This is a genomic window from Geobacter grbiciae, from assembly GCF_018531165.1.
In the GTDB taxonomy this organism is placed as follows: domain Bacteria; phylum Desulfobacterota; class Desulfuromonadia; order Geobacterales; family Geobacteraceae; genus Geobacter; species Geobacter metallireducens.
In genome coordinates, this window is the sequence record NZ_JAHDIW010000005.1 from 132,479 (window position 1) to 158,644 (window position 26,166).

Sequence of the window (26,166 nt, forward strand, 5' to 3'; positions counted from 1 at the left end):
CGGTAGACAGGGTGACGTATGAAAAGGCTTTTCTGCTGCATCGTGGCGGTTTCGATTCTCGCTGTTGCTCAACTCTCCGGGGCCTGTGTCGGGCGAACGCTCCACATCGGCGTTTCCAATACCGCCAACGAGCGGCTGCTGGGGGAGATGATCTCCATCCTCATAACCGAGCGGACCGGGACGTCGGTGAAGGTTCAGGTCTACCGGGACAGCAGGGATCTGTACGGCGCCGTGAAGAAAGGGGAGGTGAACCTCCTGGTGGAAACCCCGGACCGTGCCCTGGAGGTGCTGGGAAAACAGAAGGAGGCAAACGGCGGGAATTCCCGTGACCTGATCAAGAGCGGCTACCGTTCCACGTTCAATCTTGCCTGGCTCGAACCCTTCGGCGGTTCGCCCCAGTATGCTCCCGTCCTCACGGTCGAGACCCTGAGCAACTACCCGGCCCTCCCGAAACTGTTGGCAAAGCTTTCGGGCGCCCTGAACAACGACGCCTATGCCCGGCTGCTCAAGTCGTCGGATGCCGGCGGCAAGTCCCGCAAGGCGGTGAGGGATTTCCTCAAGGCGAAGAAGCTGATCTAATTCATCCGCGCCCGTGACACAGCCCGATCTCCTTAAACGGACGGTTCGCTTCCTCGCCTCGACGGAACTGGCCGTTATCCTGTTCCTGGCAACAGCCCTCCTGGCCATCCCCGGCACCTTCACCGACAGCAGGGCACTCTACGTCCATCCGGTTTTCCTCTGCCTACTGGGGGGGCTGGCCCTGAACCTCGTCCTCTGCACGGTGCGCCGGTTCCGGTCCATTTCGGCGCCGGTGCTGATCCTCCACCTGGGGGTGCTGGTGGTCTGCGGCGGCGTCATGGCCCGGGCGTTCGGCTACGTGGCCACCGTCAATATCTACGAGGGGACCACGGTGGACACGGTCTACCGGTGGGACCTGAAACAGGATGTTCCCCTGGGCGCCGCGCTGACCATCAAGCGGATCAACCGGGAGTATTACCCGATCCCGGTCAAGGTGGGAGTACTCAGGGGGACGGTGAAGGATTCCCTCCACACCCTGAAGACCGGCGACAGCTTCGCGGCGGGACCCTACCGCGTAACGGCGGACTCGCTCCAGTTCCCCGCGGAAGTTCTCACGCTCTCCGTCTTTCAGGACGGAAAGCTGATCGGCACCTGCGACACCGGGGGGATGAGGGCGCTCCCGGCGAACTTCCCCTACGATTTCAGACTAGTGGCGTTCCAGAATCCGGTCATGAAGCGCCTCTGGGTCGATCTGGCCCTCACGCGCGATTCCGCTCCCGCGGTATCGGGAACGGCCGAGGTCAACGACCCCTTTATCTGGAACGGGCTCTATTTCTACAATACCCAAGTGGATGTGGATAAGGTGGGCACGCCTTTTGCTGGGATCCAGGTGGTGAGGGATCCCGGAAGACCCTGTGTTTTCGCCGGGTTCGCCATCATGGGGTTCGGGGCGATTCTGTCATGCGCCCGGCGGTTGAGGAAGGAACAACGGAAAAAGACGGTTTCGGAATAGTCGGCATGGATGGGACTGCATGGCTGTAAACATCTTCGGATCAAAACCAAAGGAGGCGTGCGAGGTCCACGGACACCATTCGGGGTCGGGGAACCGGATGCTCGTCGCCATGATTCTCATCTCCCTCTCCCTGGTGGTGTGGCACGTCTGGGCCACCGGCACGGGGGGGCACCCGGCAGCCTCCGGGGCCGCGCCGATCCCCTTTCCCGTGCGGCTCGGCAGCGAGCTCCGGGATCTGCTTTTCAGCGATCACGGCGTCCTGGCCGAACTCCGGGACGTGTTCCCCTACTTCCTCGTCGGCATCCTCATCGCCGGATATCTCCGCACCTTCAAGATCGCCGTCAAGCTCCAGGCCAAACTGCGGAAGTACGGCGTCCTGAGCGTCTTTATCGCCTCCTTCGTGGGGATCATCACCCCCCTGTGCGCCTGCGGCACCGTGACCACCGCCATCAGCCTCCTGGTGGCGGGGATTCCCCTGGCGCCGGTCATGGCCCTCATGGTGACCTCGCCGCTGCTGAGCCCCTCCACCTATCTCCTCACCCTGAACGATCTCGGCCCCGAGTGGACCGCCATCAGGACCATCTCCGCCCTCTCCATGGGGATCTTCGCTGGTCTCGTCACCCACTTCCTCAGCAATCGGCCCGGGTTCCGGAAGAACGAGATTTTCATCGAGGGGGCCCTGGTGAGGGGGGATTTCCACGACGAGGACTATCCCGACGAGCGGCTCCGGTGCAACTGCCGGCGCCAGTTCGGCAACCGGATCGCCGTCAGGACCGGCAATAAGTTCCTCATCTTCCTGGCCAAGTCCGTGGAAATGCTCTGGGTGGTGGGGAAGTACGTCATCGTCGGTGTCGTCATCGGGGCCGTGGTCGAACGGTACATGCCCCAGGAGTGGGTCTACCGCTTCTTCGGCCAGGGGGACCCCCTCGGCATCCTCTGGGTGACCCTGGCATCGGTGCCCATGTTTCTCCACCAGATCAGCGCCTCCAGCATCATCCACCACATCAAAGGCTCCCTGGGGGGTACCCTCGACGCCGGCGCGGCCCTGGCGTTCATGATCGGCGGGCCGGTCACCGCCGTGCCCACCATGGTGCTCTTCTGGAGCTTCTTCCGGAAGCGGGTCTTCTTCCTCTACATGTTCGTCTGCCTCTCGGGAACGCTCCTCATCGCCTACGCGTTCCAGACTCTCGTCTTCACGCCCGGCGTCGATATCGGGAATCCCCTGCTGAAGGGGGTCGCTTCGCTGTCGGGGGGGGAGGCCGCCGTCATTGCGAAGCGGGATGCCAACGTGCGGATGGTTCTGGACCCGGGAGGCAAGGGGGGTGTCGCCACCTACAGCAACGCGGTTGACGGCCGGGGACCCGTGGTGTTCGACGGGGTACGGGGGCGTTTCACCGCTTCCCTGGCCAACCGGTATGACAATCGGGCCTACATCGGCAACATCGCCGACTGGCTCGGGGAGAACTCCCTCACCGCCGCCTCCGCCAAAATTCTCGTCTACAGCCTCGGCAATGGTGCCGGCGATGCCGCATCGCTCCTGGGAGAGAAGACCCTGGCCGAGCTGGGTGCCAGGGGATTCACCGTCAAGGCTGTCGGAAGGCGTGAGGTGCCGCGGATTACCGAGGGGGTGCTGGCAGGCTGCGGCCAGGTGTGGCTCTTCTTCGGCGACGACCACGCCGACGGGTTGAACGATGCCGAAGTGAAGCTCCTTGCGGACTTTAATGCCAACGGGGGGGGCGCCTTGATTGTGCCCGGCGTGGCGAACACCCGCGGGGCCAACCTCCTTGCGTCCCGCTACGGGGTGACCTTTTCCGGCGTTGCCGACAACGGTCCGGAGGTACGGGTCTCCGCCGCGTCAACGGTTCTCAACCGGACCGCCGAGTGGCTCGGCTCCGTTCTGAAACTGGTAAATAAGGCCTGACACGGGTGCCGCCGGCGCCCTTCACGTATCCGGGATGAGATCACCATATTCAGGAGGAATGGCATGAAATCACAGGTTCTTGACGTCCAGAAGCTCAAGAAGTTCACCGACGAGAAACGCCACCAGGAGACCATCTGGTCCGATGACCACGCCCGGGTGAGCCTCATCTGCATGAAGCCGGGCCAGGAGATTATCACCCACACCCACCATGGCAGCCACATCTGGATGGTCATGGAAGGGACCGGCGAGTTCCTCTCCGGCAAGCAGGTCCAGACCATCACCACGGGGCAGATCGTCATCGTTCCCGCCTTCGAGGACCACGGAATCCGGAACGGCTCCCCGGAGAACCTCGTCATCGCCTCCATAACGGGGCAGGGGGATTGACCTTACCCCCTCACCCCTTCCCCTCTCCCCTGAGGAGAGGGGAAAAACCTGGAACCCTCGCCCTGTGGGAGAGGGTGGCCGAAGGCCGGGTGAGGGGAGGCGTGCGAGAAAGAGGTAAGCAACGTGAAGACGATTCATCGCAACCCCAACGTCATGTGGCGCGAAGAGGCCGACGCCCTGGCCCAGGTCCGGGAGGCCCTGGAGCGGGGGGACGAGGCGGAGGAGACCGGGACTTCGGTCCTCTTCTCCGGCGGGACCATGCTCTCCCTTAACTTTTTGGGGACCGAGATCTGGAAGCTCTGCGACGGCCGGACCCTGGACGGCATTGTGGCGGAGCTCCTGCCGCAGTTCGAGGTGGATGAGGCGGTGCTCCGGGAGGATGCCCAGGCCTTCCTGGACGAGTTGGCCGCCAAGGGGTTCATAGCCTATGCAGAATGAGATTGTCCTTGAGGCCCCCCTCACTATCAACTGGGCCATAAACAACAGCTGCAACTTCGCCTGCCGCCACTGCTACAGCCGTGGGGACACCCACGAGGAGCTCCCCCGGGAGATCCTTCTCGCCTGTCTGGAAAAAGTGGCGCAGGCCGGGGTCTTCTCCGTCAATTTCGGCGGGGGGGAGCCGCTCCTCCATCCCGGCCTCCTGGAGATCGCCCGCCACGCCAGCGGCCTGGGGCTGCGGATATCCATGAACAGCAATGGCTGGCTCCTCGACCGGGATATGGCCAGGGCGCTCCGGGACGCCGGGTTCACCAAGGTGGGGATCAGCATCGACAGCCACCTTCCCGAGGTCCACGACCGGTTCCGCGGCGTTGCCGGGAGCCACGGTCGGGCCGTGGCTGCCCTGGGGCACCTGGCGGAGGCCAGCATCACCACCTCCATCTCCACAGTCATCTGCCGGATCAACCATACCGCCATCGACGACCTGGTGGCCTTCGCCCGGGAGCAGGGGGCAGGGCAGCTCAACTTCCACAACTTCAAGTGCTCGGGGCTCGGTCTTTCCCACAAGGACGAACTGGATCTGACGCCGGAGGAGTGGCAGGAGTTCTACCGGGGTGCCTTGGCCGCCAAGGACCGGGAAAAGGGGCTCGACATCTCCCTGGATGACCCGATCATTGCCCTCCTGGGGGCCCGTGACACCGGAAGCCTCGTCAAGGGGAGCGTCTGCGGCAAGCTCTCCCTCAACATCAAGGCCAACGGCGACATGACCCCCTGCGGCTTCATTCCCATTGTCATCGGCAACATCGTCCGGGACGACCTGAAGCAGGTCTGGCGCGATTCGCCGGTGCTGGAGAAGATGCGCAACAAGACGGCGACGGGCAAGTGTGCCGGCTGCAGCAAGTACGAGGACTGCCTCGGCGGCTGCTCCGCCCGGGCCCTGGCCCTTACCGGCGACCTGAACAGCCCCGACCCCCACTGCTGGGCGTAAATTCCGCTCCCCCTGTCGAATCAAGGATGATTCATGGAACTGGCATCCCCCATAACCATCTACTGGGATCTCCCCCCCGACGCCCATGAGCCGTCCCGGCTCATGGGCGTCGCCGCCGACATCGTCCCCTGCCGGCCCCTCATGGTATGGATCACCTGCACCGCGCCGACCCTGCCCGACGGGTTCGGAGCGGTGCTGGAGCGGTTCCGGGAGGGCTCCATTTCCGTTATCATCACGATTGCCCTTTCAACCCGGGACGAGTCTGTCCGGGCCCTTGCAGGACAGGGGCTGGTCCGGGAGTTCCTGCTTGCCGTTGACCATGCCGGTCAGCTCGATACCGGGGGATGGAAGGGAATCGCGCCCGTGGGGATATCCTTCGCGGTGACCTCGCGGAACTGGCGCGAACTCCCCGACCTGGTGCACCACTGCCCGGGCTATGGCATCACCCGCCTCGTGCTTCCCATGCAGCGTCTCTACGGAGACGAGTCTCCGTTCTTCCTCACCCTCCGGGAACAACGGGAGCTGGCGGATGCCCTGGATTCAGCGGGGGGAGCCTCGGGTCTCACTATCACCATTCACGATCCGTTCATCTGGCGGGCCTTCAATCCCGGCGTCCCCTTCCCCCAGGGGGGGTGCCAGGCGGCAAACACCATGATCGCCATCGCCCCCGACGGCGGGGTCTATCCGTGCCCTTCCTTGCCGGTGCGCCTCGGCACTGTGGGGGAGGCGTCCCTGAAGGAGATCATCGCATCCATGGCAAAGAAGGATGTGCGGCAGAGGCTCCTGGAGCATCCCGGCGCCTGCATGGCGTGCGGGGATGTGGCGGAGTGCCGGGGGGGATGCCGCGGAAGGGCATACGTCGTGCATCAATCGCTGGAGGGGGAAGACCCCGCATGCTGGTAAGGTATTGCCGGCCACTCACCGTCACAGGAAGCCATAGATGATACGTTCAACCTTCAGGCGTTTTCTGCTGTTGTTCCTCCCCCTGCTCCTCCTTGCCGGTTGCAAGGGCGAAGGGAGCCGCCCCGTGGTGAAGATCGGCTATATGCTCTGCAACAACGAGCAGGAAACCATGTCCCGCTTCCTCCCCCTGACCCGCTACCTTTCCGACAAGTGCGGCGTCGATTTCGTGGCGGTGCCAGTGGATACCCACGATTTCGAGAAACGGTTCAAGGCCGGGGAGTTCACCTTCACCCACTCCAACTCCCTCATCTACGTCATCCTCCACGAGAACGAGGGGGTTCAACTGCTGGCCTCGGAGAAACGGGGGAAATTCGGCGCCCGCAGTGCCGGCGCCCTCATCGCCCGCAAGGGGAGCGGCATCGAAAAGCTCGCCGACATCCGGGGGAAGCGCCTCGCCTTCGGCCCCATGCTGGCCCCCACCGGGTATCTGGCCGAGTACGACCTGATGCTCTCCGCCGGCATCAACCCGGAGCACGACCTGGGGACCTACTCAATCCCTCCCGGCTCCTACAAGCATGAGAAGCTCATCTACGGCGTCCTCTACGGCCAGTACGACGTGGCTGCCGCCCCTATCCTCGATCTGGAAACCATGACCCGGGAGGGGAAGATCGCTGCCGACGATTTCGTCATCCTCGCCCAGAGCAAACCGGTTCCCTACTGCACCTTCGGCGTGGCCAAGGGGGCCGACCCGGCCCTGGTGAAGAAGGTAAAGGAGGCGCTCCTGGCCCTGAAACCCGCCGACACCGCCGAGGTGGAGGGCGAGCGGCTCAAGGTGCTGAAGGCTGCCTGGATCGACGGCTACGAGGAACTGCTCGACAGCGACTACGACCCGATCCGCGAAATGGCGAAACGGGTGAATATGCCACCGTACCAGAAGTACTGACATGCAAAGGCTTCTTGAATAACACAGAGCAACTGAGCAACTGAGAAATTAGTTTACTGCCCTATTCTGTCGTACTTATTGCTATTTTTTGAAAAAGTTAAGGATACTCTCTTCTTAGCTTTTCCTCTGTTGCTCAGTTGCTCTGTGTTAAAAAGGTTTTTTCCCGATGTTCAACGACACCTTCGACAAAATAACCTGGGTGCTCCTGGCGCTCGTCATCGTGGCCCTGGCGGCCATCCTGGCCGTGAACCACGGTACGGGGGATGGCAAGGCCACGGGCCTCGGCAAGGCGGCGGAGCGGGAGATGGCCTACCGGGCCCGTGTCGAGCTGATCGGCAAGCTCTACGGCCCGGTGGAGGATCTGCGCAAGGCGGGGAAAAACCAGGAGGCGCTCCTGAAGCTGGATGAGCTGATTAGGAGCTATCCCGGCGAGGCCCACGGCTACATCCTTCAGGGGGAGATCCTCCGGGAGATGGGTGCCTTGGACGAGGCGGTGGCCTCCTTTGAGGAAGGGGTGAAGCTCAACGGCGACTACGTGGATGCCAGGAGCCCTCTGTCGCGTCGCGTCGCCATCCAAAGTCTCGTGGACGAGGGGCTCAGGAGCATCGGCGGCCGGGCCGCGGCCAATCCGGGCAACCGGAGCCTGGCGGCCTCGCTCGCCAAGGTCAACTACCTCAAGAGCAGGCTGGCCGGGGGGTGCGAGTGATGCTGCGGGACCGGCATTTCTGGATGGTGGTGGCGGCAGGGCTTCTCCTCGGGGGGCTCGGGGCGCTCCTGGCGGTCTGGGGGAACCCGGAGAACTCGGGGATCTGCGTCTCCTGCTTCATCGAGAACAGCGCTGGCGCCCTGGGGATGCACGATAACCCCCGCATGCAGTACCTGCGCCCCGAACTGATCGGCTTCGTCCTCGGCGCCATGGCCAGCGCGCTCCTCTTTCGCGAGTTCCGTTCCCGGGGCGGGAGCGCCCCCCTGCCGCGGCTCTTTGCCGGTATTTTCCTCATGGTGGGGTGCGCCGTCTTCATCGGTTGCCCCATCAAGCTCTTTCTCCGGCTGACCGCCGGGGACCTCACCGCCGTTGCCGGGGTCGCGGGGCTGGTGGCCGGCGTCTGGGGGGGGCTCCGGGGGCTTGCCAACGGGGTTGAACCGGGCCAGACGAGCCGGGGCCAGGGGCACGGTGGTCCGCTGATACCGGCCTTTTTCATCCTTCTCCTCGTCTTTCTCCTCATCCGTCCCGCCTTCATCCTCTTCTCCACCCAGGGGAGCGCCGCCCAGCATGCACCCGTACCCCTTGCCCTGGGGGCCGGCGTCGTGCTCGGCGCTTTGGCCCAGCGGAGCCGCTTCTGCATCACCGGCAGCATCCGGGACGTCTTCCTCATGGGGAAGCGGACCCCCGCCCTCTGGGGGGTGCTCGCCTTCCTGGCCGCGGCGGTCGCCGCCAACCTTGCCACGGGAAGGTTCAATCCCGGTCTCCACGGCCAGCCCGGCGCCCATCTGGAACACCTCTGGAGCTTCCTCGGCATGGGGCTCACGGGGTGGATCTCCGTCCTCATCGGCGGCTGCCCGTTCCGCCAGCTCATCAAGGCCGGCGAAGGGGATGCCGATGCCGGTCTCGTGGTGGTGGGGATGTTCATCGGCGGCGCCCTGGTGCAGTCGTGGGGGATCGCCGCCACGGCGGCCGGGGTTTCCCTGACCGGGAAGGTGGCGATTCTTGCCGGCTTCGCATCGGTACTCGCCGCCTCCCTCCTCTTTCGTAGCCGGAGTATCTGAGCGGAAGTCAACGTTTCGCCAAAAGGCGACAATCGTCGCGCATGTTCCCTTTTTTGACACCCATAACTCACGGTATTCCTTTCAGGATCGATACGTTAACCGGCTCCTGTAGGGAGGAATATTCTTGCTGCATTTTGGGGTACATGGAATAGAAATTGCTAATCTTATAGTTACCAAGAAATTTCCGCAGGTCGTGGCGACGTTCAGAGGCAGGGAGGCCGAAAGCGGGCAAATTCGTGCGTGGTGCTGGAGGCATGATATGAAGCCGATACTAGTGGCAACGGCCGCCATGATTTCCGTGATGCTTCTGACGGTAACCGGTGCCGGTGCCGCCATGCAGTGTTATGACTGTCACGGGACAAGCGCAACAATGGATTATCGTCCCGTCGATGCCTCCTACCGCAATATCTCCACCGGCGGCTTCAAGGGGAATCACCAGACCCACATGGGAAGCGGAGCCTCTTCCACTGACTGTGCCGTCTGCCACGGCGGTGGGGCAACATCCTATCTGAACAGTCACCGCAGTGGCAATGTCGATATCGCCGCCAACATCAACAATTCTCCCGCTACCGGAACTTACAGCCGTGGCACCTCCTTCGCCCAGAGCACCACGCCGACCCTCGGCACCTGCTCAAGCGTCAATTGCCATTTTGAAGCCGCCACCCCCACCTGGGGAGCCGACCCCTCCCTGACCACCTGCAGCACGTGCCACGGTGCAGCGCCGGCCGACGGGAGCCATCCCGCCACCTCGGGAAGCGGCAAGAAGCACGGCGACTACTACGGCCTCACCACCAGCTCCTGCGTCAAGTGCCATCCCGACCACACCGCTGAAGCCAAGCCCTTCGCCCATGCCACGAGCGCCGGCAACCGCGCCCTGATCGTCGCCTTCAATGCGGCACCCAACAACGGTTTCGGCCGCTACACCGGCAATACGAATTACCCCAATTACCTGCCGAGCCAGAGCCCATCCCGCAACGGCACCTGCAAGAACCTCTACTGCCACAGCAACGGCAGCCGGGGCTTTGCCCCCTACACGAGCAACAACGCCGCCACTTGGGGTGGTTCCCTTACCTGCAAAGGGTGCCACAAGGGAAGCATGGCAACCAACGGCGATCCCATGGTAACAGGCAGCCATCTCAGCCACGTTTTCGGTACATCGGGGTTCGGCGCCATTCTTGCCTGTACCAAGTGCCATGCTGCGACTGCCGGCAACGGCATGGCCATCATTGATACCTCCAAGCATGTCGACAAGCTGGTGACAATCGCCTTTAACAACACCTCTTCGGCCGCCAGCGGTAGCTACAACGGAACCCTTGCCTCCCCCGCTTCACCCATGACGAAGGCACCGGGCAGCAGTTATGCCACCTGCAGCACCGTGTACTGCCACTCATCGGGTCAGGGTGACGGAGGAACCTGGCCGCCGACGTACACCACGCCGAAGTGGGGTGATTATGCATCCGGGCAGTGCGGCACCTGCCATGGCATTAACACGAAGCACGGCATTGGCGCAGGTTTTAATATCGGCACGCCGACGCCGCTCACCAGCGGGAGCCACACCAAACATCTGAGCTACACCATGGGAATCACCGCCGCGGAGAAGTGCGCCGAGTGCCACGTCTACACCAGGACCGGCTTCTCGCCCGGAGCCTGCGGCTCCGCGAGCTGTCACGACGGGACCCTGGCCCAGAAACACCCCAATTATGCCGTCAATGTGGGCATCCCCGACTATTACGGCGCCACGGCCACCTACAACGCCGCAAGCCTGACCCCCGGCACCGGCTACAGCTCCTGCTCCAACGTCTATTGCCACAGTAACGGACTTACGACCGCTCCCACCTATTACGCCCCCACCTGGGGGACCGTAGCTGATGGCGCCTGCGGCACCTGCCACGGCGTCACCGCCGCCGCGCCTCCGGCCTCCGTCCCCCACGTGAAGCACATGGGGATCGCCAACCAGTACCGCTTCGCCTGCGCCGAGTGCCACAGCGGCAAGGTTCAGGTGACCGCCAACTCAACGGTCGCCCCGACCTTCACCAACCTGACGAGCCACGTGAACAAGTCGCGGGATGTGAAATTCGATCCGACCAACCCCTTCGGCACATACTCCACGGCGAGCCTGAGCTGCCGCAACCTGTACTGCCATTCCACCGGCAACACCGGCGTTGCATCGGGCAATTTGCCCGGCGTCTACGGCGGCAAGGTCTATGCGCGTGTCACATGGTCCGGAAGCGTCACCTGCACCTCATGCCACGGCCGCTCCACCGCCAACGGCATGCCCGACTATGCCAATGCCGGCACGCCCGGCTCCGATACGGTCAACAGCCACTCGAAACACGTCACGAGCAGCAACATCCAGTGCGTCGAGTGCCATGAAAAGACCACGAAGAACAACACCTCCATCCGGGCGATCACGCCCAGCTACCACGTCAACGCCACGAGCCACGATGTCTTCTTCAACCTGAGCGGTCTGAGTCCGAGCGGCACCTATGACAGTGCCCTGAAGAAATGCTCCAGTACGTATTGCCACGGGGCCGGAGCTTCAGTTGCCTGGGGCGGAACCACCTACTGCAACTCCTGCCACAGCGCAAATGACGGCGCGTCCGGCGGTGGCGGCATCAATAACTGGAGTGCCGGAGTAAGTGCACACACACTGCATGTGGAAGACACAACCACACTACCGTCAAAATACACCAACTACTCAACCGGCAACCTGGGGAGTGCCGCCGCCTACCGTTTTGCCTGCGCCTCGTGCCACAATCCGGCCTCAACCATCCACCTGAGCGGCTACGCCAGCGGCAGCTACCGGGCCCAGGTCTTCTTCGGCTACACTGCGCCGGGCAAAAAGCCTGCGTATACCTACACCGGTACGGCAGGAACGGCCGACAACGGCTTTGGCTGGTCCAGCGGCAACACCGTCTGCAACCAGACGTACTGCCACTCAAACGGCGTAGGGGGCACCGGCGCCGCCGTTTCATGGGCCACCACCGCCAACACGGCCGGGGTGGGGAGATGCCAGAAATGCCACGGCAATGCCACCTATACCGCCGATTATCGTGGCGGGGCTCCCCTGTACGCTTCCGGTTCCATCAGCTACCGGGGCGCGTCCAAGGGGAACGCCCACCAGCTCCATATCGATGCGGGGTCGGGCGCAGCCGCGGCGAGCGATCCCCAGTGTCTGCACTGCCATGCCGGCACGACAACCACCAATACGAGCATAACCAACAAGGTCAACCACATAGACAAAGGGTATGACGTGACCGCCGGCGGCACCTTTGCCGATGGTGACAATATCGGCGGCGCGGCAATATCGGTGACGACCAGCTACACCTACAACGCCTCGGGGAGCAGTTGCTCCAACGTCTCCTGCCACCCCACCGGCCTCTCCGGTGCCAAGTCCACCGACGTCGTATCCTGGAACGACAAGCAGACCTGCGACGACTGCCATAAGGTCAACCTCAATAACAACACCGGCTACCACCATGCCATGCGCAACTACTCCGGTTCGAGCGCCTCCTATCCCAAGGCAATACCGGGCGCCACTGCCGGCGCCAACGACGTGAACCGCCGCTGCACCATGTGCCACGTGGACCATGGCACCTTCAGCCCGAACCTCAACGCTTCGAACACCACCTACGGCAGTGCCGGCAACCTGCGGATGTCGATCTACTCCTCCGTTACCGCCACCAAGGGGTACAGCAACAGGGACTTCTTCAAGACCGGCTCCGGCGGCATCTGCGTCAGCTGCCACAACAGCGAGCTCTTCAAGGACACCGGCAACGTCCGGGTGAAGAGCGAGGCCAATTCCACGAAAACAGCCGCCATTGTGCTCAACAACTACACCGGCTCGGCCCACGAGTATGCCATAAGTTCGGTGATGAAACGCGACAGCAAGGTCTTCTACTCCGACTGCACCAAGTGCCATAACGGCCGCCGGAACGAGGTCGCCGTCTTCTCCGGTATGACCACCGCTGTCCACGATAGGGATGTGAGAAGGATCTACGCCAGCCTCGGCACGAACCAGACAGACGGCATCGATGCGCTCTTCTGCTACCGCTGCCACAGCAACGCAACGGATGCCATAGGCGGGACCAAAAAGCCGACAGCAAACAAGGACTATTACGCTACTGCCGCCATGACCGCAGCTTCCCAGGACATCTGGACGGTCTTCAGCGGAGTCGGTTCCACTACCTACACGACCACGGCATCATCCACCCTGTACCTGCGGGACACGGGGGCAATAAACGCCGTTCCACCGGCAACCGAGCCAACAGCCTACCAATACAGTTCCGGGACCTATGCCACCAATACCTTCACCCAGGAGGATATGGCGCCCACATCCGGTACAATCAATGCGACGACGGTCATTTCGACAGGTAATACGGCAGCCCGCTATGATCGGGGCATCCAGTTCATATCGCCACAGATTGACAATACGGTAACGATTGCATCCGGTTCCACCTTTACCCTGACGATCAGGGAATACCGTTCGTTCGGCACCACCTCGGACTACACCCGGTTTACCGTTTACAAATGGGATGGGGCAACGGCGACGCCGTTGAACGCGAACGCAGCGCCGAACAACTTTGTCCAGGACACGGTTGCCATTCCTACCACGGCAACCAACAACGCACTTGCATTCACCACCAATTCAGCGGTGACGCTCAATCCGGGGGATGCCCTGATCTGCGAGGTTGAGTTCTACCATAGCTCGGGAACAACTGCCTTGAACGTGACCTATGCCTACGGTAACTATGGGACGGATGCCGCGGCTCTCGCGCTCCCCGCCGGCACCTACAACTGGCGAACCACTGCAACCACATCAAGATTTGGGCACGGTGTCGAAAATGCCGCCTACGCCGGCAAGCACAAGCCATCGCCCACGGACGAGACGTTCACCTACCTGAGCGCCAACAAGCATATTTCCTGCAACGACTGCCACGACCCCCACGAGGCGCGATCCGGAAATCATACGGCCGGCGGTACGACGCTGCCCAAGGTGTTGAAGGGGGCGACCGGCGTAACCACACCCGCTTGGCCGGCGCTATGGACGGCACCCGCACAATCGGCCTATGGCACCGCGCCTGTGAACGCGACAGCGGAATGGCAGATCTGCTTCAAGTGCCATTCAGGCGCCAACAGTAATGTGACAACCTGGGGCGGGTCGGGTTCGAAAGCCTTCACCGACCTCGGGCTTGAGTTTAACCCCAACAACGAGTCGTATCATCCCGTAATCCAGGCCCTTCCTTCCACCGGCAACCGGCGGCTCGCCTCAGGCGCACTGACCGGAGGCTGGACACCCGGCAGTGTTATGACCTGTTCCGACTGCCACGCCACGGATTCCGCTTCTTCTAAGGGGCCGCACGGTTCCACGGTGAAATGGATGCTGAACCCGAATACAACCGGCACGAAGTACTACAACTGGCCCTATACCTCTGCCGCCAATAACGGGACAAACGGCACCACCGGTTTTGTGATGGGGACCGGCTCAACAACCGTGCCCACCAATAACTTCTGTTTCAGTTGTCATGTGTGGTCTGCCGGCGGTGCGGCACATACTCAAAGAACAGGCGATCATGCTGTCGCATGTGTCCAGTGCCACATTAGAGTCCCCCATGGCGGCAAGGTGCTGCGGCTGCTTACGGGACCGAATGCGCCCCTCCGCTACTATCCGGACGGCCAGAGCAATGCTTTGAATGTCGGCATCAACGGTGGTGTCAGACCATCCTCCGGAACCATTACCGAGTCCGGCTGCACTACCGCCGGGGTCTGCGGTACCCAGCATTCAGGGGCCGGTCAGAAATGGTGAAGGTCTAGGTTTGCGACGTACCTCAAGGCAATGAAACGGTTCCTGCTCTCACGTACTACCATCCTCGCTCTTTTTGCGCTGATCCTCGGCGTGATAGTGCTGTCCTATTTTGTTCCGCAACACATGGGAGTGCCTCCCCTTGCTCTCCGCACGTGGCGGGAGTCCCATGGGCCGCTGCTTGCGGCGGTCGATTTCCTGGGACTGCACCACATGTTCACGACCCCGTGGTTTGCCACCCTTCTTGCGTTTTTTCTGGCTTCCCTTTCCCTGTCAACGTATCAGCAGTACCTCCTGGCAAAGGAGCGGACTTTTCGGGTAGGGTCTCTCCCCGACGAAGGTTGGATTCCCCTGCCGGGAACAGCGGTGGAATCGACCGCTGTTTTGCGAAGATTCGGGTATTTGCCGCTTGCCGATCAGGGAGAAGTGTCCAGGCATGTCAAACACCCCTGGGGGTATTGGGGCAACTTTCTGCTGCACGTCGGTATTGTGCTCGTGGTGGCCTCGTCGCTGGTTATCCTGGTAACCCAGCATCGTGGGCTTCTCAATCTTGAGAGGGGCGAAACCGTCTATCCCGGTTCGCCATGGGCCCTTGAGGAGAATGGTCTGTTTGCCGGAAAGTTTGTGCTGCCGGCAGCCGTTCGGCTTGAGTCGCACGATCCGGTATTCTGGGATAACGGCGAAGTCAAGCTGATCGAGTCTACCGTTGCCTTTCAGTATCCCGGACGGCCGGAGGAGCGGGCCACGCTCGGGATCAATCAGCCGGCATGGCTCGGCGGGATCAAGATCTACCAGAGCCATAGGTTCGGCAGTGATTTTTACGCGGAGTTTACCGGCAGTGACGGCAGGAAAGTCGTGCTCATCCTCCCCCTGCAAATCCCACCACGACTCGATCAGGCAGGCTATGGCGATTTTCAGTTCAACGAGATGCCGTTTCAGATCAAGGCAAAATATTATGCGGATGCCGCAAGAAGAGATATGACGAGCGGCAATCCGCTGCTCGTCCTTCGTTTGTACGATCGCACCGAACTGCTGGGAGAACTGCCGCTGCGACTTGGCGAAAGCGGCGTGCTCGGGAGTTATCGTGTCCAATTGCTCAAGGCCGTGCCGTGGAATGGGTTGATATTTGTCTCGATGAGCGGAATGCCCGGCGTGTTTCTGGGTTTCTTTGTTATTGTGAGTGGCTGTTTCCTCAACTATTTCGCCGTGCCGCGGGAGGCATGGCTGAGGAAGGGATCGCAAGCAGCGGTTTTCTGGAGGGCGGCACGCTTTCATGAATTTTATCGTGACGAACATGATGAGCTTGTCGCGGCCCTCGGCGCAGTGCACGAACCGCCCGAATCCCGGCGGGTATAGGCCGGTGAGCCTGAAAGAAGGGAAAGATTCTCATGTTCAATGTCAATGATCCGGTAACCATAGATGTTTCAGTGCACTGGGTTGCGGTAATTGTGTATGTGCTGGCCACAATCGCTAATGTTTGGGGAGTGATATTCACGAAAGAAAAAGCTGTGCGATTGAGCTATTCCCTGGCATACCTGGGACTTGCCGTTCACGGGGTGGTACTGCTTTACCGGTGGGTCGCCACCGGCCACGGGCCGTACATGGCCCGTTATGAGATTCTCTCTTCCAATGCCTGGGTGCTTTTGGTGCTGTTTCTTGTCCTGACGAAGGTTTATCCAAAAATCAAGGTGGCGAGCATCGTTGTTTTTCCCGCGACGTTTCTTCTCATCGCCCTCGGCCTCTTCTTCAGCCCCGAAATGACCAGGATGCCTCCCAGCATGCGGAGTATCTGGCTTGTTCTGCATGTCTTGTTTTACAAGATTTCAGTGGCGACCATTCTTGTCGCGTTAGCATTTTCCCTGATTCTGATCCTGAAAACCAGAACCTCCCACAAGTGGTTGGAGCGGCTTCCATCCCTTGATGTTGTTGATATCTACGCCTACCGTTTTGCCGGATTCAGCTTTGTGTTCTGGGCCATCGCAATGCTTGCCGGTTCCATATGGGCCTATCAGCTATGGGGGAGATTCTGGGGGTGGGATCCCGTGGAAACCTGGTCACTCATCACGTGGGGGGCATTCGGGATGTATCTTCACCTGCGCAGGTTCTTCGGCTGGAAAGGTGAGCGGGCCGCATACTTTTACATACTCTGTACGTTTGTATCGATCGTGGCGCTCTATTTTACGCCCTTGCTGGAGACATCCATCCATTCGGAGTATTTCAAGTGATACGGAAAATTCTTGTGCTTTCGCTGCTGCTTCTCTTGTTTGCCGGCTGTGGCCGGGACAATGCTGATATGCTGCAGATCAAGAAGACCATTACCCGCTATAACCAGCTCCTTGCCGACGGATACAAGAGCCTGAACATGAACTCCCTTCAGGAGGTCGCAACCCCGGAACTGGCTACCAAGGCCTATTATCACATGTCTGCCATTGGCGAGGGGAAACTCCGGATGGAATCGGCTCTGAAGGAGCTCACATTCAATAAAATTGAATTGCGCCAGAAAGATGAAGCCGTCGTGGAAACCCGTGAAGTATGGGATTTCAGACATGTGGAGATGAAAACCGGCAAGTCGTATTACGAGGAAAAGGATTTTGTCTACGAGATGGGGTATACCCTGAAGAAACACGCAGAAAAATGGACCATAACCCACATAACGACCATTTCAGGGAAGACCGGAACAACGACCGTGCCGTGGCCGGAAATCAAGAGGAACAAAGACATGACTCCCGTGAAGTGAGAGGGCCTCTCCCTGAGTTGAACACCTAGTTCGGTGGTTTCATGCCGTATCCCCTTCGTTCTCCCCGGCTTCCCCAGCAGTTTCAGCTGTTAATTCCCTTCATGCTCTGACGGTACCCTGGACAAGAGGGCCGGGGTCTCCCCGGCGCATGTCCCTGTTTCATGGATTCAAACAGTAATCGGCAGTCGGGCTCGGTCAAATGACGTAGTTTTTGTTCCCTTGTCCGTTATTTTGACATGATTGAGCGGGTTCTGTGTCGAAAGGCCGACGCGCTGCCGGTTCCCTTACGGCAGGCTTGGGCGGACAAGTTTCCCGCGAATGTGCGATCCGGGGGAGGAAGAGCGTCGATATGATTCTACGGCGATTCGGTGTGGTTAATGTGTTCTGTTAAAGTTTATTAGGGAGCAGTTTTTGCATTCATTAAAAACCGGTCGATGCATCATCTCGTGCCGCTTGCTGAGAGGAATCGCCATCTCGTGGCAGGAAAGACGAAACAATGACATGCATCTGGAGTCGGTGGAGGCATGATATGAAGTCGATGATAGCGGCAACAGCCGCTGTGCTTTCCGTGGTGTTTCTGGCGGTAACGGGTGCCAGTGCCTCCATTCAGTGCTATGACTGCCATGGCACAACTGCAACTGCGGACATCCGCCCCAACGATACCGCATACCGCAATATCACTACCGGTGCCTTCAAGGGGAGCCACCAGACCCACATGGCACCGGGCGCGACGGTCACAAGCTGCACCCCCTGCCACGGGGGGAGGGTCACGAGCTACACCACGAGCCACCGCGAGGGCTTCATCAACCTCACGAGCAACGTCAACGGTTCACCGGCCACAGGGGTTTACAGCCGCGGCACCCTCTTTGCGCAGAGCTCGGATCCAACCCTCGGGACCTGTTCCAACGTCAACTGCCACTTCGAGACGGTTTCCCCCACCTGGGCCTTAACCCCGCTCTCAGCCCCGGCCGACTGCAACAAATGCCACGGCGCAGCGCCGGCTGACGGGAGCCATCCCGCCACATCGGGAAGCGGCAAAAAACATGGCGACTACTACGGCCTCACCACCAGCTCCTGCGCAAGGTGCCATCCCAACCACACCGCAGAGACGAAGCCCTTCGCCCATGCCACCAGCGCCGGCAACCGCGGACTCCTCGTGCAATTCACGGCGGCGCCCAACAACGGCGCCGGGGTATACGGCGGCAACGTCAACTACCCCAACTATTTGCCGAGCCAGAGCCCGCCCCGCAACGGCAGCTGCCGTGGGCTCTACTGCCACAGCAACGGCAGCCGGGGCTTTGCCCCCTACACGAGCAACACCACCGCCGCCTGGGGTGGAAGCCTCACCTGCAAGGGATGCCACAAGGCGGATATCGCTTCCGGCGACGCCATCACGAGCGGGAGCCACCAGGGACACGTAAACGGCCAGGGCATGGGCTACACCCAGTTCAAGTGTGTCAAATGCCATGCCGCCACCGTCAACAGCAGCATGACGATAGTCAACACCGCCAACCATGCTGACAAGCAGGTGACGGTTGCCTTCAACAACACTTCATCCGCCGCTGCCGGCTCCTATAACGGCCAGCTTGCCAAACCGGCCACTCCGTCCACCAAGGCACCCGGATCGGCCGTGGGACAGTGCTCCAACGTCTACTGCCATTCAACCGGCCAGCACAGCGACGGCACCCCCCTTCTCAGCGCCGACTACCAGACCCCCACCTGGGGGAGCTATGCCAGCGGCCAGTGCGGCACCTGCCACGGCATACAGACCAAGCATGATGCCGGCGGCTTCGGTTACGGCACGCCGACACCCATGGCGAGCGGCAGCCACACCAGGCATCTCTCCTTCCAACTGGGAACCGGCAACGTTACCGCTGAACAGAAGTGCGCGGCGTGCCATTCCTACACGCTCACCGGCTACACTCCGTCCGCGTGCAATTCGGCGTCCTGTCACACCAGCATGGCTCAAAAGCACGCCAACTATGAGATCAACGTCGGCATCCCCACTTATTACGGGGCTGCGGCCACGTATAACGCCGCGTCCCTCACCCCCGGCACCGGCTACAGTTCCTGCTCCAATGTCTATTGCCACTCCGACGGCAAGGCGACTCCCACAAGCTACGCCACCCCCACCTGGGGGAACGCCGCCAGCGGGGCCTGCGGCACCTGCCACGGCGTCACTGCCGCTGCTCCTCCGGCCTCCAGCCCACACGCGAAACACGTGGGGAGCGCCTCTCCCTACCGCTTTGCCTGCGCCGAATGCCACAACGGCAAGGTTCAGGTGACCGCCAACTCAACGGTCGCCCCCACGTTCACCAACCTCACGAGCCACGTGAACAATGCGCGGGACGTGAAGTTCGACCCCACCAACCCCTTCGGCACCTACTCATCGGCCGTCACCACCTGCCGCAACCTCTACTGCCACTCCACGGGGAACACCAGCGTCGCGGCGGGGAACCTCCCCGGTGTTTACGGCGGGAGCGTTTACGTCCGGCAGGGGTGGAGCGGGACGGTCACCTGCACCTCGTGCCACGGCCGCTCCACCGCCAACGGGATGCCGGACTACACCAACGCCGGGAGCCCGGGTTCGGCCACCGCCAACAGCCACCCGAAGCACGTCACCAGCAGCACCATCGCCTGTAACGAGTGCCACGAGAAGACCACCAAGAACAACACGAGCATCCGCCCGACTACGCCGAGCTACCACGTTGCGGGCACCCCCAGCGTCTTCTTCAACCTCTCCGGCGCCAACAAGAACGGGACGTACAACGGCACCGTAGGGCAGAAGACCTGCACCAACATCTACTGTCACAGTAACGGGTCCGGGACCTACCAGTCTCCCGCCCCGCAGTGGGGCAACAGCTACAACTGCGGCTCCTGCCATCCCATCGCCAGTCTCAGTGCCACCCACGCCAAACATATCGATGTAACGGTGACGCCGACCTTCTACACCTTTACGGCCAACCGCTCATCGGGCGACGATACGACCGGCAAGTACTACTTCGGCTGCTCCAACTGCCATCCCCTGGACGCCGTCAATCACGCCAACGGCAGCATCACCCTGGATTTGCGCCCTGCCGTCAGCGGTGTGAGCACGCTCCGTTCCAAAAACAGTGCCGCCATAACCGCCTTCGGCGTCGCCGGAACAGCCAACAGCGGCACGATCGGCACCAGTAAATCCTCGGTCAAGTGCCTGAATATCTACTGCCACAGTAACGGCTATGCAGCGAACCCCGTCTACGCCACAACACCGGACTGGTACGGCGGGAGCTTCACCGACCGGTGCGCCAGCTGCCACGGCAACTCCCCCAACAGCACCATCGCCGGCTCGCCCGCCCACTACAACACCAACTTTGTCGGCACGGGGGTCAGTAACGGCCATGTGGTGGGGATACATTCCGACGACATCTTTACCGGAACAAGCGGTCTCGCCACCGCCGGAACCGGCGCCACCAACAGCCACGGCAACAGCTCATACTCGACCACTATCAACTGCAACGTCTGCCACAACCTGACGGTCACCAGCGCACGGAACGATTCGAACGTAGTCTGCAAGACTTGCCACTACAGCGGCAATACCGTCGGCGCCCTCGTCGGCAACAGCGCCGCCATCGCCAACAAGGCTCTCCATGTGAGCGGGCAGGTGAATGTCTCCTTCGCGGCAGTCGCCATTAAATCGAAAGCCGAGGTTCGGGTCGACAGTGCAGTCGTACAACCATACAAAACCACCTGGAACCGGGTCGGGACCTACAAGAGCTCCGGCTCGTACGATCAGGCCGCCAATGGGCTCAACACGGCCTCAATGTGGAACGGGGCCACCAAGACCTGTTCGAACATCGCCTGTCACAACGGGCAGCCTGTCACCTGGACTTCCACCGGTGGCGCCACCGGTTGCCAGAGTTGCCACCCGGCTTTGTAGTTGACGCATAAAACGAATGAATGATAATTATTTTCGACTGTTGAAGCAGATACAAGGGAGTCGACAGATGCATGCACTCAAGCCATGGGGTAGTAACCGCAATGGGTGGTGGGGAAAAGTAATTCTCGTTGTCGCACTCCTGTTGGGCGCGGGTTTTGTTCTGTTCCATCATGGGGGGAGGCTGTCTCTTGCCGCTACGGCGGGTCCCAATGCTGTTGCGACCGGTGCATCTTCGACCTGGACGGGTGCGACGAACATTTACACACAGAACAGCACCTACGCGACCTACGCCGGAACCTCCAGCACGGCGTATCTGCTCGGGACCAATTATGGTTTTGCCATCCCGACCGGTTCGACCATTAATGGTATCACTGTCGACATCTGGGGATATGGTAACAATGCGACCGCAACGAACCGCCAGATAAAGGTTTCGCTCACGAAAACCGGAAATTCCACGGTGGCCGGGACGACAAAGACTGCAGTCCAATTGGGAACAGCCAATGCCCAAGTGACCCAGGGGGGCGCCGCCGACCTCTGGGGAACCACCTGGACCGCCGCTGATGTCAATAGTGCGAACTTCGGCGTCATCATCGCCGACAACGACACCAGTAACGGCGGGGGGACCGCGACCCTCTACATTGACTACGTGCGGGTCACCGTCACCTACACCCCGCCGACGACCCTCGGCAACGGTGCCACCGGAACGAACGCCACCGTATGCCCCGGCGATGCCTTGCAGAAGCTCGACGGCTTCTCTTTCACGACCGCCACCGGCACCGACAGCATTTCCGCCCTCACCGTCACGACCACCAACGGCACCGCCATCGCCAGCATGTCGATCTGGGACGAGGCGGGGACTACCCAGTATTTCAGCACCATGAACAATCCGGGAACCAACACCTGGAGTTTCAGCGGCGGTACGCCGATCCCCGTTGACACGACCGTCAAGAACTACAAGGTTCTGGTAACGTACAAGGATCACCCCACCGCTCCGGCGGGTTCAACCGCCACCACGGCCGCCGTCACCGCCTTCACCCCTTCGACCGGGGTGGCGGCCGGCACGGATACGGCGGACACGACACTCACCCTCGACAATGTCCCCGGCACTGCCGCCGTGTGGGGGACAAACACCGGCGGCGTCGCATCGGTGACCCTCAACTGGACCCTCGGCGCTGCAGGAGAAAGCGTGGTAATAGTCCGGTATGGGGCGAACACCGACACCACCATGCCCGTTGATGGCACTTCCTATACCGTGGGCTCTTCGTTCGGGACCGGCGGGACGGTAGCCTACGCCGGATCGGGTGTCACCGCCACTGACACCGTCCAGGCCGGGACGTATTACTACCGCATCTTCGAATACGATGGCTGCTTCAACTATGCGGCCACCGCTCCGTGGTCCACCGCCGTCACGGCCACACCGCAGAACAAGACGGTCGCCGGCTCCGCCTCCGCCATGTGGGCATCCCCCACCAGCATTTCGGTCATGGTCGGCTATACGAATGACGACAACAGCAACAACAACATCACCATCGAGTACAGCAGCGTTTCCGCGTCCACCGGTTTCGTCACGGCGGTGACCACGCCGACCCACCCGGTCGTCCCCTACCAGTACACCATAGCCGGCCTAACCACCGGCAACACCTATTGGGTCAGGGTCACCTGGAACGACGTGGATGGTGTGCTCGGCACGAGCCCCACGGTGCTTCCCTCCATCGTCCTCACCCAGTACAGTCCGCTCCTGCACAACAGTGCCATCCTCGGATCGAACAAATGGCCGAGCGGTTGGGGGGTGACCGGCGGCAAGTACGGCGCCTTTTCCTGCACCACCTGCCACACCATGAAGTCGGCCAACATCAAGCGGGTCCGGACTTCCATAACCGCTCCCTTCGGCAACTGGAGCTCCTCCGGGACCCCGAGCGTCTCCGTCAGCTTCACGAACCTCACGAGCATGGGGCATGACGACGACAACCACACCACCTCCAACAGGGTGTGCGAGGTCTGCCACAACAGGAACAAATACCACAATTTCAATACCGCCAAGAACACCGGCGGGAAGAGCCACAACAACGGACTCGACTGTGTCGGCTGCCATTCCCACAACCAGGCGTTCAAGGGGGAGGAATCCAGGGGGGGCAAGCCCTGCACCAACTGCCATAACAGCGGCAAGTTCGCCTCTTCCCTGAAGGGTACGAACGGGTACCACCACTATCTGCAGAGCACCGACAGCATCACGTACGGCACCATGGCGCAGCCCGCCCTGACGGGTGGGGCCACCGACACCAACCGCAACTGCCTCATGTGCCACGTGGACCACGACATCTTCCGCCCCGACATCAACCTGAACGCCGGCAGCGGCCGGGCCAAGAACCTGCGCGCCGACATATCGACGACCCCGACCGCCGCCAACACGGCCAGCTATGCCAACACCGACTTCATCCCCGACGTCACGAAGAACGGCGGCATCTGCATCTCCTGCCACCGGACCGCGCAGACGAACCTTGGCTACACCCAGCCGGACGGCTCCCAGAGAAAGCCGGCGATTCCCTATCCTGATACCGTTCAGAATCAGATCTTCGTCTACATGAGCTCGGCCCACAACTACACGGTAAGCTCCACCTTCTCCGGAACCGGCACCAACTCATTCGTCGCCAACTGCTCGAAGTGCCACAACGACACCCTGAACCCGAAATCCGGTTACAACGCCCAGGGAACCTCGCGGATCAAGTTCGGCAACCATACAACCTCCATCCCCCAGATGCTGACCACCTTCGGCGCTCCGGTGACCTCGTCCCAGAAGGCCGATTACTGCTTCAAGTGCCACGGCAACGTGGCCCCCTTCAGCACGACGACCCCGAACATCAACGTGTATCTGTCAACGCCGCGATACGACTGGTACAGCACGTCGCTCATGACCGCCCGGACCAAGAACCTGGCCGCCGACTTCAACGACGCGGCCCTGACCCACAAACACCAGGTCCAGCTTGCCGCCTATGCCGACAAGCACCACGCCGGAGAAACCAGGGCCGAGCTCTCCGCCAACAAGCACGTCACCTGCGATGACTGCCACAACCACCACGGCTCGAAAAAAGGGCTCCATATCCAGGCCGGCCCCCGCAACCTCTCGCCTGCCCTGAAGGGGGCCATGGGGGTCACCCCCCCCACCTGGACCGCGTGGTCCACGGCCCGGGCCGCCGGTACGACGGTAACCTGGCCGGATGCCCTGGTCCCTGCCTCTGAGGAGTGGCAGATCTGCTTCAAGTGCCACAGCAGCTACAACACCAACCAGGCCGGGTGGGTCGGCACCAATTACGGCGGCGCCGATATGGCGATCCAGCTGAACCCCACCTACAAGTCGGGCCATGCCATCATCGGCAACTCCCGAGTGCCGGCGGATTCGCCGTCCAACTTCGCCGCCGGGACCCCCTGGAACAAGAACAGCATCATGACCTGCACCGATTGCCACGTGAACAGCAACACCGGCGCGAACGATCCCAAGGGGGGGCATGCTTCCGCCAACCCCTACATGCTCCGGGGGAACTACCAGCCGACCCTGGCCGCGACGGTCGACATGGCCAACCATGGTCCTGCCGAGATGTGCGGGCTCTGCCACAATCCGCTGTCGTACGGCATTTCTTCCACGGACCCCACCGGCACTCAGGGTTCCAGCGGGTTCAGTTCCGGCACCAACAACCTGCACTTGGAGCACGCTTTCCGGCAGGGGATCAGCGGGTATAAGTGCTCCATGTGCCATGCGGCCAACATTCACGGTTCTCCCCGGCAGGCCATGTTCGTCCTTAAAACGGACCCGGCGCCGTACATGGTCGGCTCGGATCATGTGGGCAGCTTTACCCGCAAGGCGAACAAGACCTACAACGGCTCCGAATGCAAGGGGGGGATCGGAGCCTGCTCTGCAGGCATTCATACCCCCTGATGCATCCGATGCCATATCGAAGAGGTCGGACCTGATGAAGAAGACACTCTGCTCTATCGCACTCTTGTCGCACTGTTTTGTCACGATGCCTGCGGTTGCGTCAGCGGCCTGTACCGCCATCGACAAGGTTCCTTTTACGGTTCAGAAGAAGGGGGACTACTGCCTCTCAAGAGACGTTTCGCTGCACGACGGCGTGGTCGGGATTCTCGTGGAAGCCGATCACGTTGTCATCGATTTGGGGGGACACCGGCTTCAGGGGAACGGTGGCGAGGGGAGCTACGGCATCCGTTCAGACAAGGGGGTTACGGTCCGCAATGGGACGGTCTCCGGCTTCCATGTGGGGGTCGCCGGCGGTGCCGGATCGGTGGTCGAGAATCTCCGGGTGGAACAGAGCACCAGGACGGGAATCTTGGTGAACGGCGCCGGGAGCGTTGTCCGCAACAACATCGTAACCGATGCGTGCGCTGCTTTCGAGGCCTATGGCATCGTGGCGATGGGGGGTAAGAACCGTATCCTCGACAACAAGGTCACGGAGATGAAGGGGGCTTCCGGCGGGCGGGGATTCGGGATTCGGGTCTATGCCGCTGGCGGGAACGTCATCGAAGGGAACCATATCGGCAACGCTTCCTTCGTCCCCAACACGTTCGGGATCATTGTCTCCGGGGCGGGGTCACGGGAAAACGCCCTTACTGCCAACAGCATAACCAACGTGGAAAACGGCATCGTCTATGACCGCGGCGGAAGCGGCACCCACCGTGGTAACCGCACCACCGGTGTCCCCAACCGCTACATCGGGGGCACCGACGGAGGTGGGAACGAGTAGGCACATTGGCTTATCGGCAGGACCGCAACCCGGTGAGGGTAACCTCTCCGGGTTTTCCCGTCGAAAGGAAACCCTGGT

The 26,166-nt window shown here is 61.4% G+C and carries 17 protein-coding genes; all 17 read left to right on the forward strand.

Annotated features, from left to right (window positions below):
• The first annotated feature begins 18 nt into the window (after nt 1-18).
• On the forward strand, nt 19-579 hold the full coding sequence (locus KJB29_RS08885; protein WP_215734302.1) for a type 2 periplasmic-binding domain-containing protein: 561 nt from the start codon (nt 19-21) through the stop codon (nt 577-579).
• Nucleotides 580-592: 13 nt separating this feature from the next.
• A complete protein-coding gene (locus KJB29_RS08890; protein ID WP_215734303.1) occupies nt 593-1,531 on the forward strand; it encodes a cytochrome c biogenesis protein ResB in 939 nt (312 codons plus the stop codon).
• A 19-nt stretch (nt 1,532-1,550) separates the two neighbouring features.
• On the forward strand, nt 1,551-3,452 hold the full coding sequence (locus tag KJB29_RS08895) for a permease (protein ID WP_215734304.1): 1,902 nt from the start codon (nt 1,551-1,553) through the stop codon (nt 3,450-3,452).
• A 63-nt stretch (nt 3,453-3,515) separates the two neighbouring features.
• Entirely contained in the window at nt 3,516-3,836 is a 321-nt protein-coding gene (locus tag KJB29_RS08900; protein WP_214186315.1) for a cupin domain-containing protein, read from the forward strand.
• 123 nt (nt 3,837-3,959) lie between these two features.
• Nucleotides 3,960-4,274: a GeoRSP system PqqD family peptide chaperone gene (locus tag KJB29_RS08905; protein ID WP_215734305.1), complete on the forward strand. Its 315-nt coding sequence runs from the start codon at nt 3,960-3,962 to the stop codon at nt 4,272-4,274.
• Nucleotides 4,264-5,262, forward strand: a complete 999-nt coding sequence (locus tag KJB29_RS08910; protein WP_215734306.1) for a GeoRSP system radical SAM/SPASM protein — start codon at nt 4,264-4,266, stop codon at nt 5,260-5,262. The genes KJB29_RS08905 and KJB29_RS08910 overlap by 11 nt, the downstream gene beginning before the upstream one ends.
• Before the next feature lie 33 nt (nt 5,263-5,295).
• On the forward strand, nt 5,296-6,165 hold the full coding sequence (locus KJB29_RS08915) for a GeoRSP system SPASM domain protein (RefSeq protein WP_215734307.1): 870 nt from the start codon (nt 5,296-5,298) through the stop codon (nt 6,163-6,165).
• A 37-nt stretch (nt 6,166-6,202) separates the two neighbouring features.
• Complete coding sequence (locus tag KJB29_RS08920; protein ID WP_215734308.1) at nt 6,203-7,108, forward strand: phosphate/phosphite/phosphonate ABC transporter substrate-binding protein; 906 nt, start codon at nt 6,203-6,205, stop codon at nt 7,106-7,108.
• 166 nt (nt 7,109-7,274) lie between these two features.
• Complete coding sequence (locus KJB29_RS08925; protein ID WP_215734309.1) at nt 7,275-7,814, forward strand: hypothetical protein; 540 nt, start codon at nt 7,275-7,277, stop codon at nt 7,812-7,814.
• Nucleotides 7,814-8,875, forward strand: coding sequence for a YedE family putative selenium transporter (yedE, locus tag KJB29_RS08930; protein WP_215734325.1), 1,062 nt, complete (start codon nt 7,814-7,816; stop codon nt 8,873-8,875). Before KJB29_RS08925 ends, yedE begins: the two co-directional genes overlap by 1 nt.
• A 259-nt stretch (nt 8,876-9,134) precedes the next feature.
• Nucleotides 9,135-14,681, forward strand: coding sequence for a CxxxxCH/CxxCH domain c-type cytochrome (locus KJB29_RS08935; RefSeq protein ID WP_215734310.1), 5,547 nt, complete (start codon nt 9,135-9,137; stop codon nt 14,679-14,681).
• A 30-nt stretch (nt 14,682-14,711) separates the two neighbouring features.
• A complete protein-coding gene (locus tag KJB29_RS08940; protein WP_215734311.1) occupies nt 14,712-16,034 on the forward strand; it encodes a cytochrome c biogenesis ResB family protein in 1,323 nt (440 codons plus the stop codon).
• 32 nt (nt 16,035-16,066) lie between these two features.
• Entirely contained in the window at nt 16,067-16,903 is an 837-nt protein-coding gene (locus KJB29_RS08945) for a cytochrome c biogenesis protein (protein WP_215734312.1), read from the forward strand.
• Nucleotides 16,900-17,415 carry a hypothetical protein gene (locus KJB29_RS08950; RefSeq protein WP_215734313.1) on the forward strand — a complete coding sequence of 172 codons (516 nt, stop codon included), beginning with the start codon at nt 16,900-16,902 and terminating at the stop codon, nt 17,413-17,415. The genes KJB29_RS08945 and KJB29_RS08950 overlap by 4 nt, the downstream gene beginning before the upstream one ends.
• A gap of 529 nt (nt 17,416-17,944) precedes the next feature.
• Entirely contained in the window at nt 17,945-21,334 is a 3,390-nt protein-coding gene (locus tag KJB29_RS08955; RefSeq protein WP_215734314.1) for a CxxxxCH/CxxCH domain c-type cytochrome, read from the forward strand.
• A gap of 67 nt (nt 21,335-21,401) precedes the next feature.
• Complete coding sequence (locus KJB29_RS08960; protein WP_246560983.1) at nt 21,402-25,265, forward strand: autotransporter outer membrane beta-barrel domain-containing protein; 3,864 nt, start codon at nt 21,402-21,404, stop codon at nt 25,263-25,265.
• Between the two features lie 34 nt (nt 25,266-25,299).
• On the forward strand, nt 25,300-26,088 hold the full coding sequence (locus tag KJB29_RS08965; protein WP_215734315.1) for a NosD domain-containing protein: 789 nt from the start codon (nt 25,300-25,302) through the stop codon (nt 26,086-26,088).
• Nucleotides 26,089-26,166: the final 78 nt, after the last annotated feature.

What these genes read in the sequence shown, in the direction of transcription:
- KJB29_RS08960 (WP_246560983.1), top strand. Translation starts at nt 21,402, where the DNA reads ATGCATGCACTCAAGCCATGGGGTAGTAACCGCAATGGGTGGTGGGGA.
- KJB29_RS08965 (WP_215734315.1), top strand. Translation starts at nt 25,300, where the DNA reads ATGAAGAAGACACTCTGCTCTATCGCACTCTTGTCGCACTGTTTTGTC.
- KJB29_RS08920 (WP_215734308.1), top strand. Translation starts at nt 6,203, where the DNA reads ATGATACGTTCAACCTTCAGGCGTTTTCTGCTGTTGTTCCTCCCCCTG.
- KJB29_RS08945 (WP_215734312.1), top strand. Translation starts at nt 16,067, where the DNA reads ATGTTCAATGTCAATGATCCGGTAACCATAGATGTTTCAGTGCACTGG.
- yedE (WP_215734325.1), top strand. Translation starts at nt 7,814, where the DNA reads ATGCTGCGGGACCGGCATTTCTGGATGGTGGTGGCGGCAGGGCTTCTC.
- KJB29_RS08915 (WP_215734307.1), top strand. Translation starts at nt 5,296, where the DNA reads ATGGAACTGGCATCCCCCATAACCATCTACTGGGATCTCCCCCCCGAC.
- KJB29_RS08895 (WP_215734304.1), top strand. Translation starts at nt 1,551, where the DNA reads ATGGCTGTAAACATCTTCGGATCAAAACCAAAGGAGGCGTGCGAGGTC.
- KJB29_RS08910 (WP_215734306.1), top strand. Translation starts at nt 4,264, where the DNA reads ATGCAGAATGAGATTGTCCTTGAGGCCCCCCTCACTATCAACTGGGCC.
- KJB29_RS08955 (WP_215734314.1), top strand. Translation starts at nt 17,945, where the DNA reads ATGAAGTCGATGATAGCGGCAACAGCCGCTGTGCTTTCCGTGGTGTTT.
- KJB29_RS08900 (WP_214186315.1), top strand. Translation starts at nt 3,516, where the DNA reads ATGAAATCACAGGTTCTTGACGTCCAGAAGCTCAAGAAGTTCACCGAC.
- KJB29_RS08935 (WP_215734310.1), top strand. Translation starts at nt 9,135, where the DNA reads ATGAAGCCGATACTAGTGGCAACGGCCGCCATGATTTCCGTGATGCTT.
- KJB29_RS08925 (WP_215734309.1), top strand. Translation starts at nt 7,275, where the DNA reads ATGTTCAACGACACCTTCGACAAAATAACCTGGGTGCTCCTGGCGCTC.
- KJB29_RS08940 (WP_215734311.1), top strand. Translation starts at nt 14,712, where the DNA reads ATGAAACGGTTCCTGCTCTCACGTACTACCATCCTCGCTCTTTTTGCG.
- KJB29_RS08885 (WP_215734302.1), top strand. Translation starts at nt 19, where the DNA reads ATGAAAAGGCTTTTCTGCTGCATCGTGGCGGTTTCGATTCTCGCTGTT.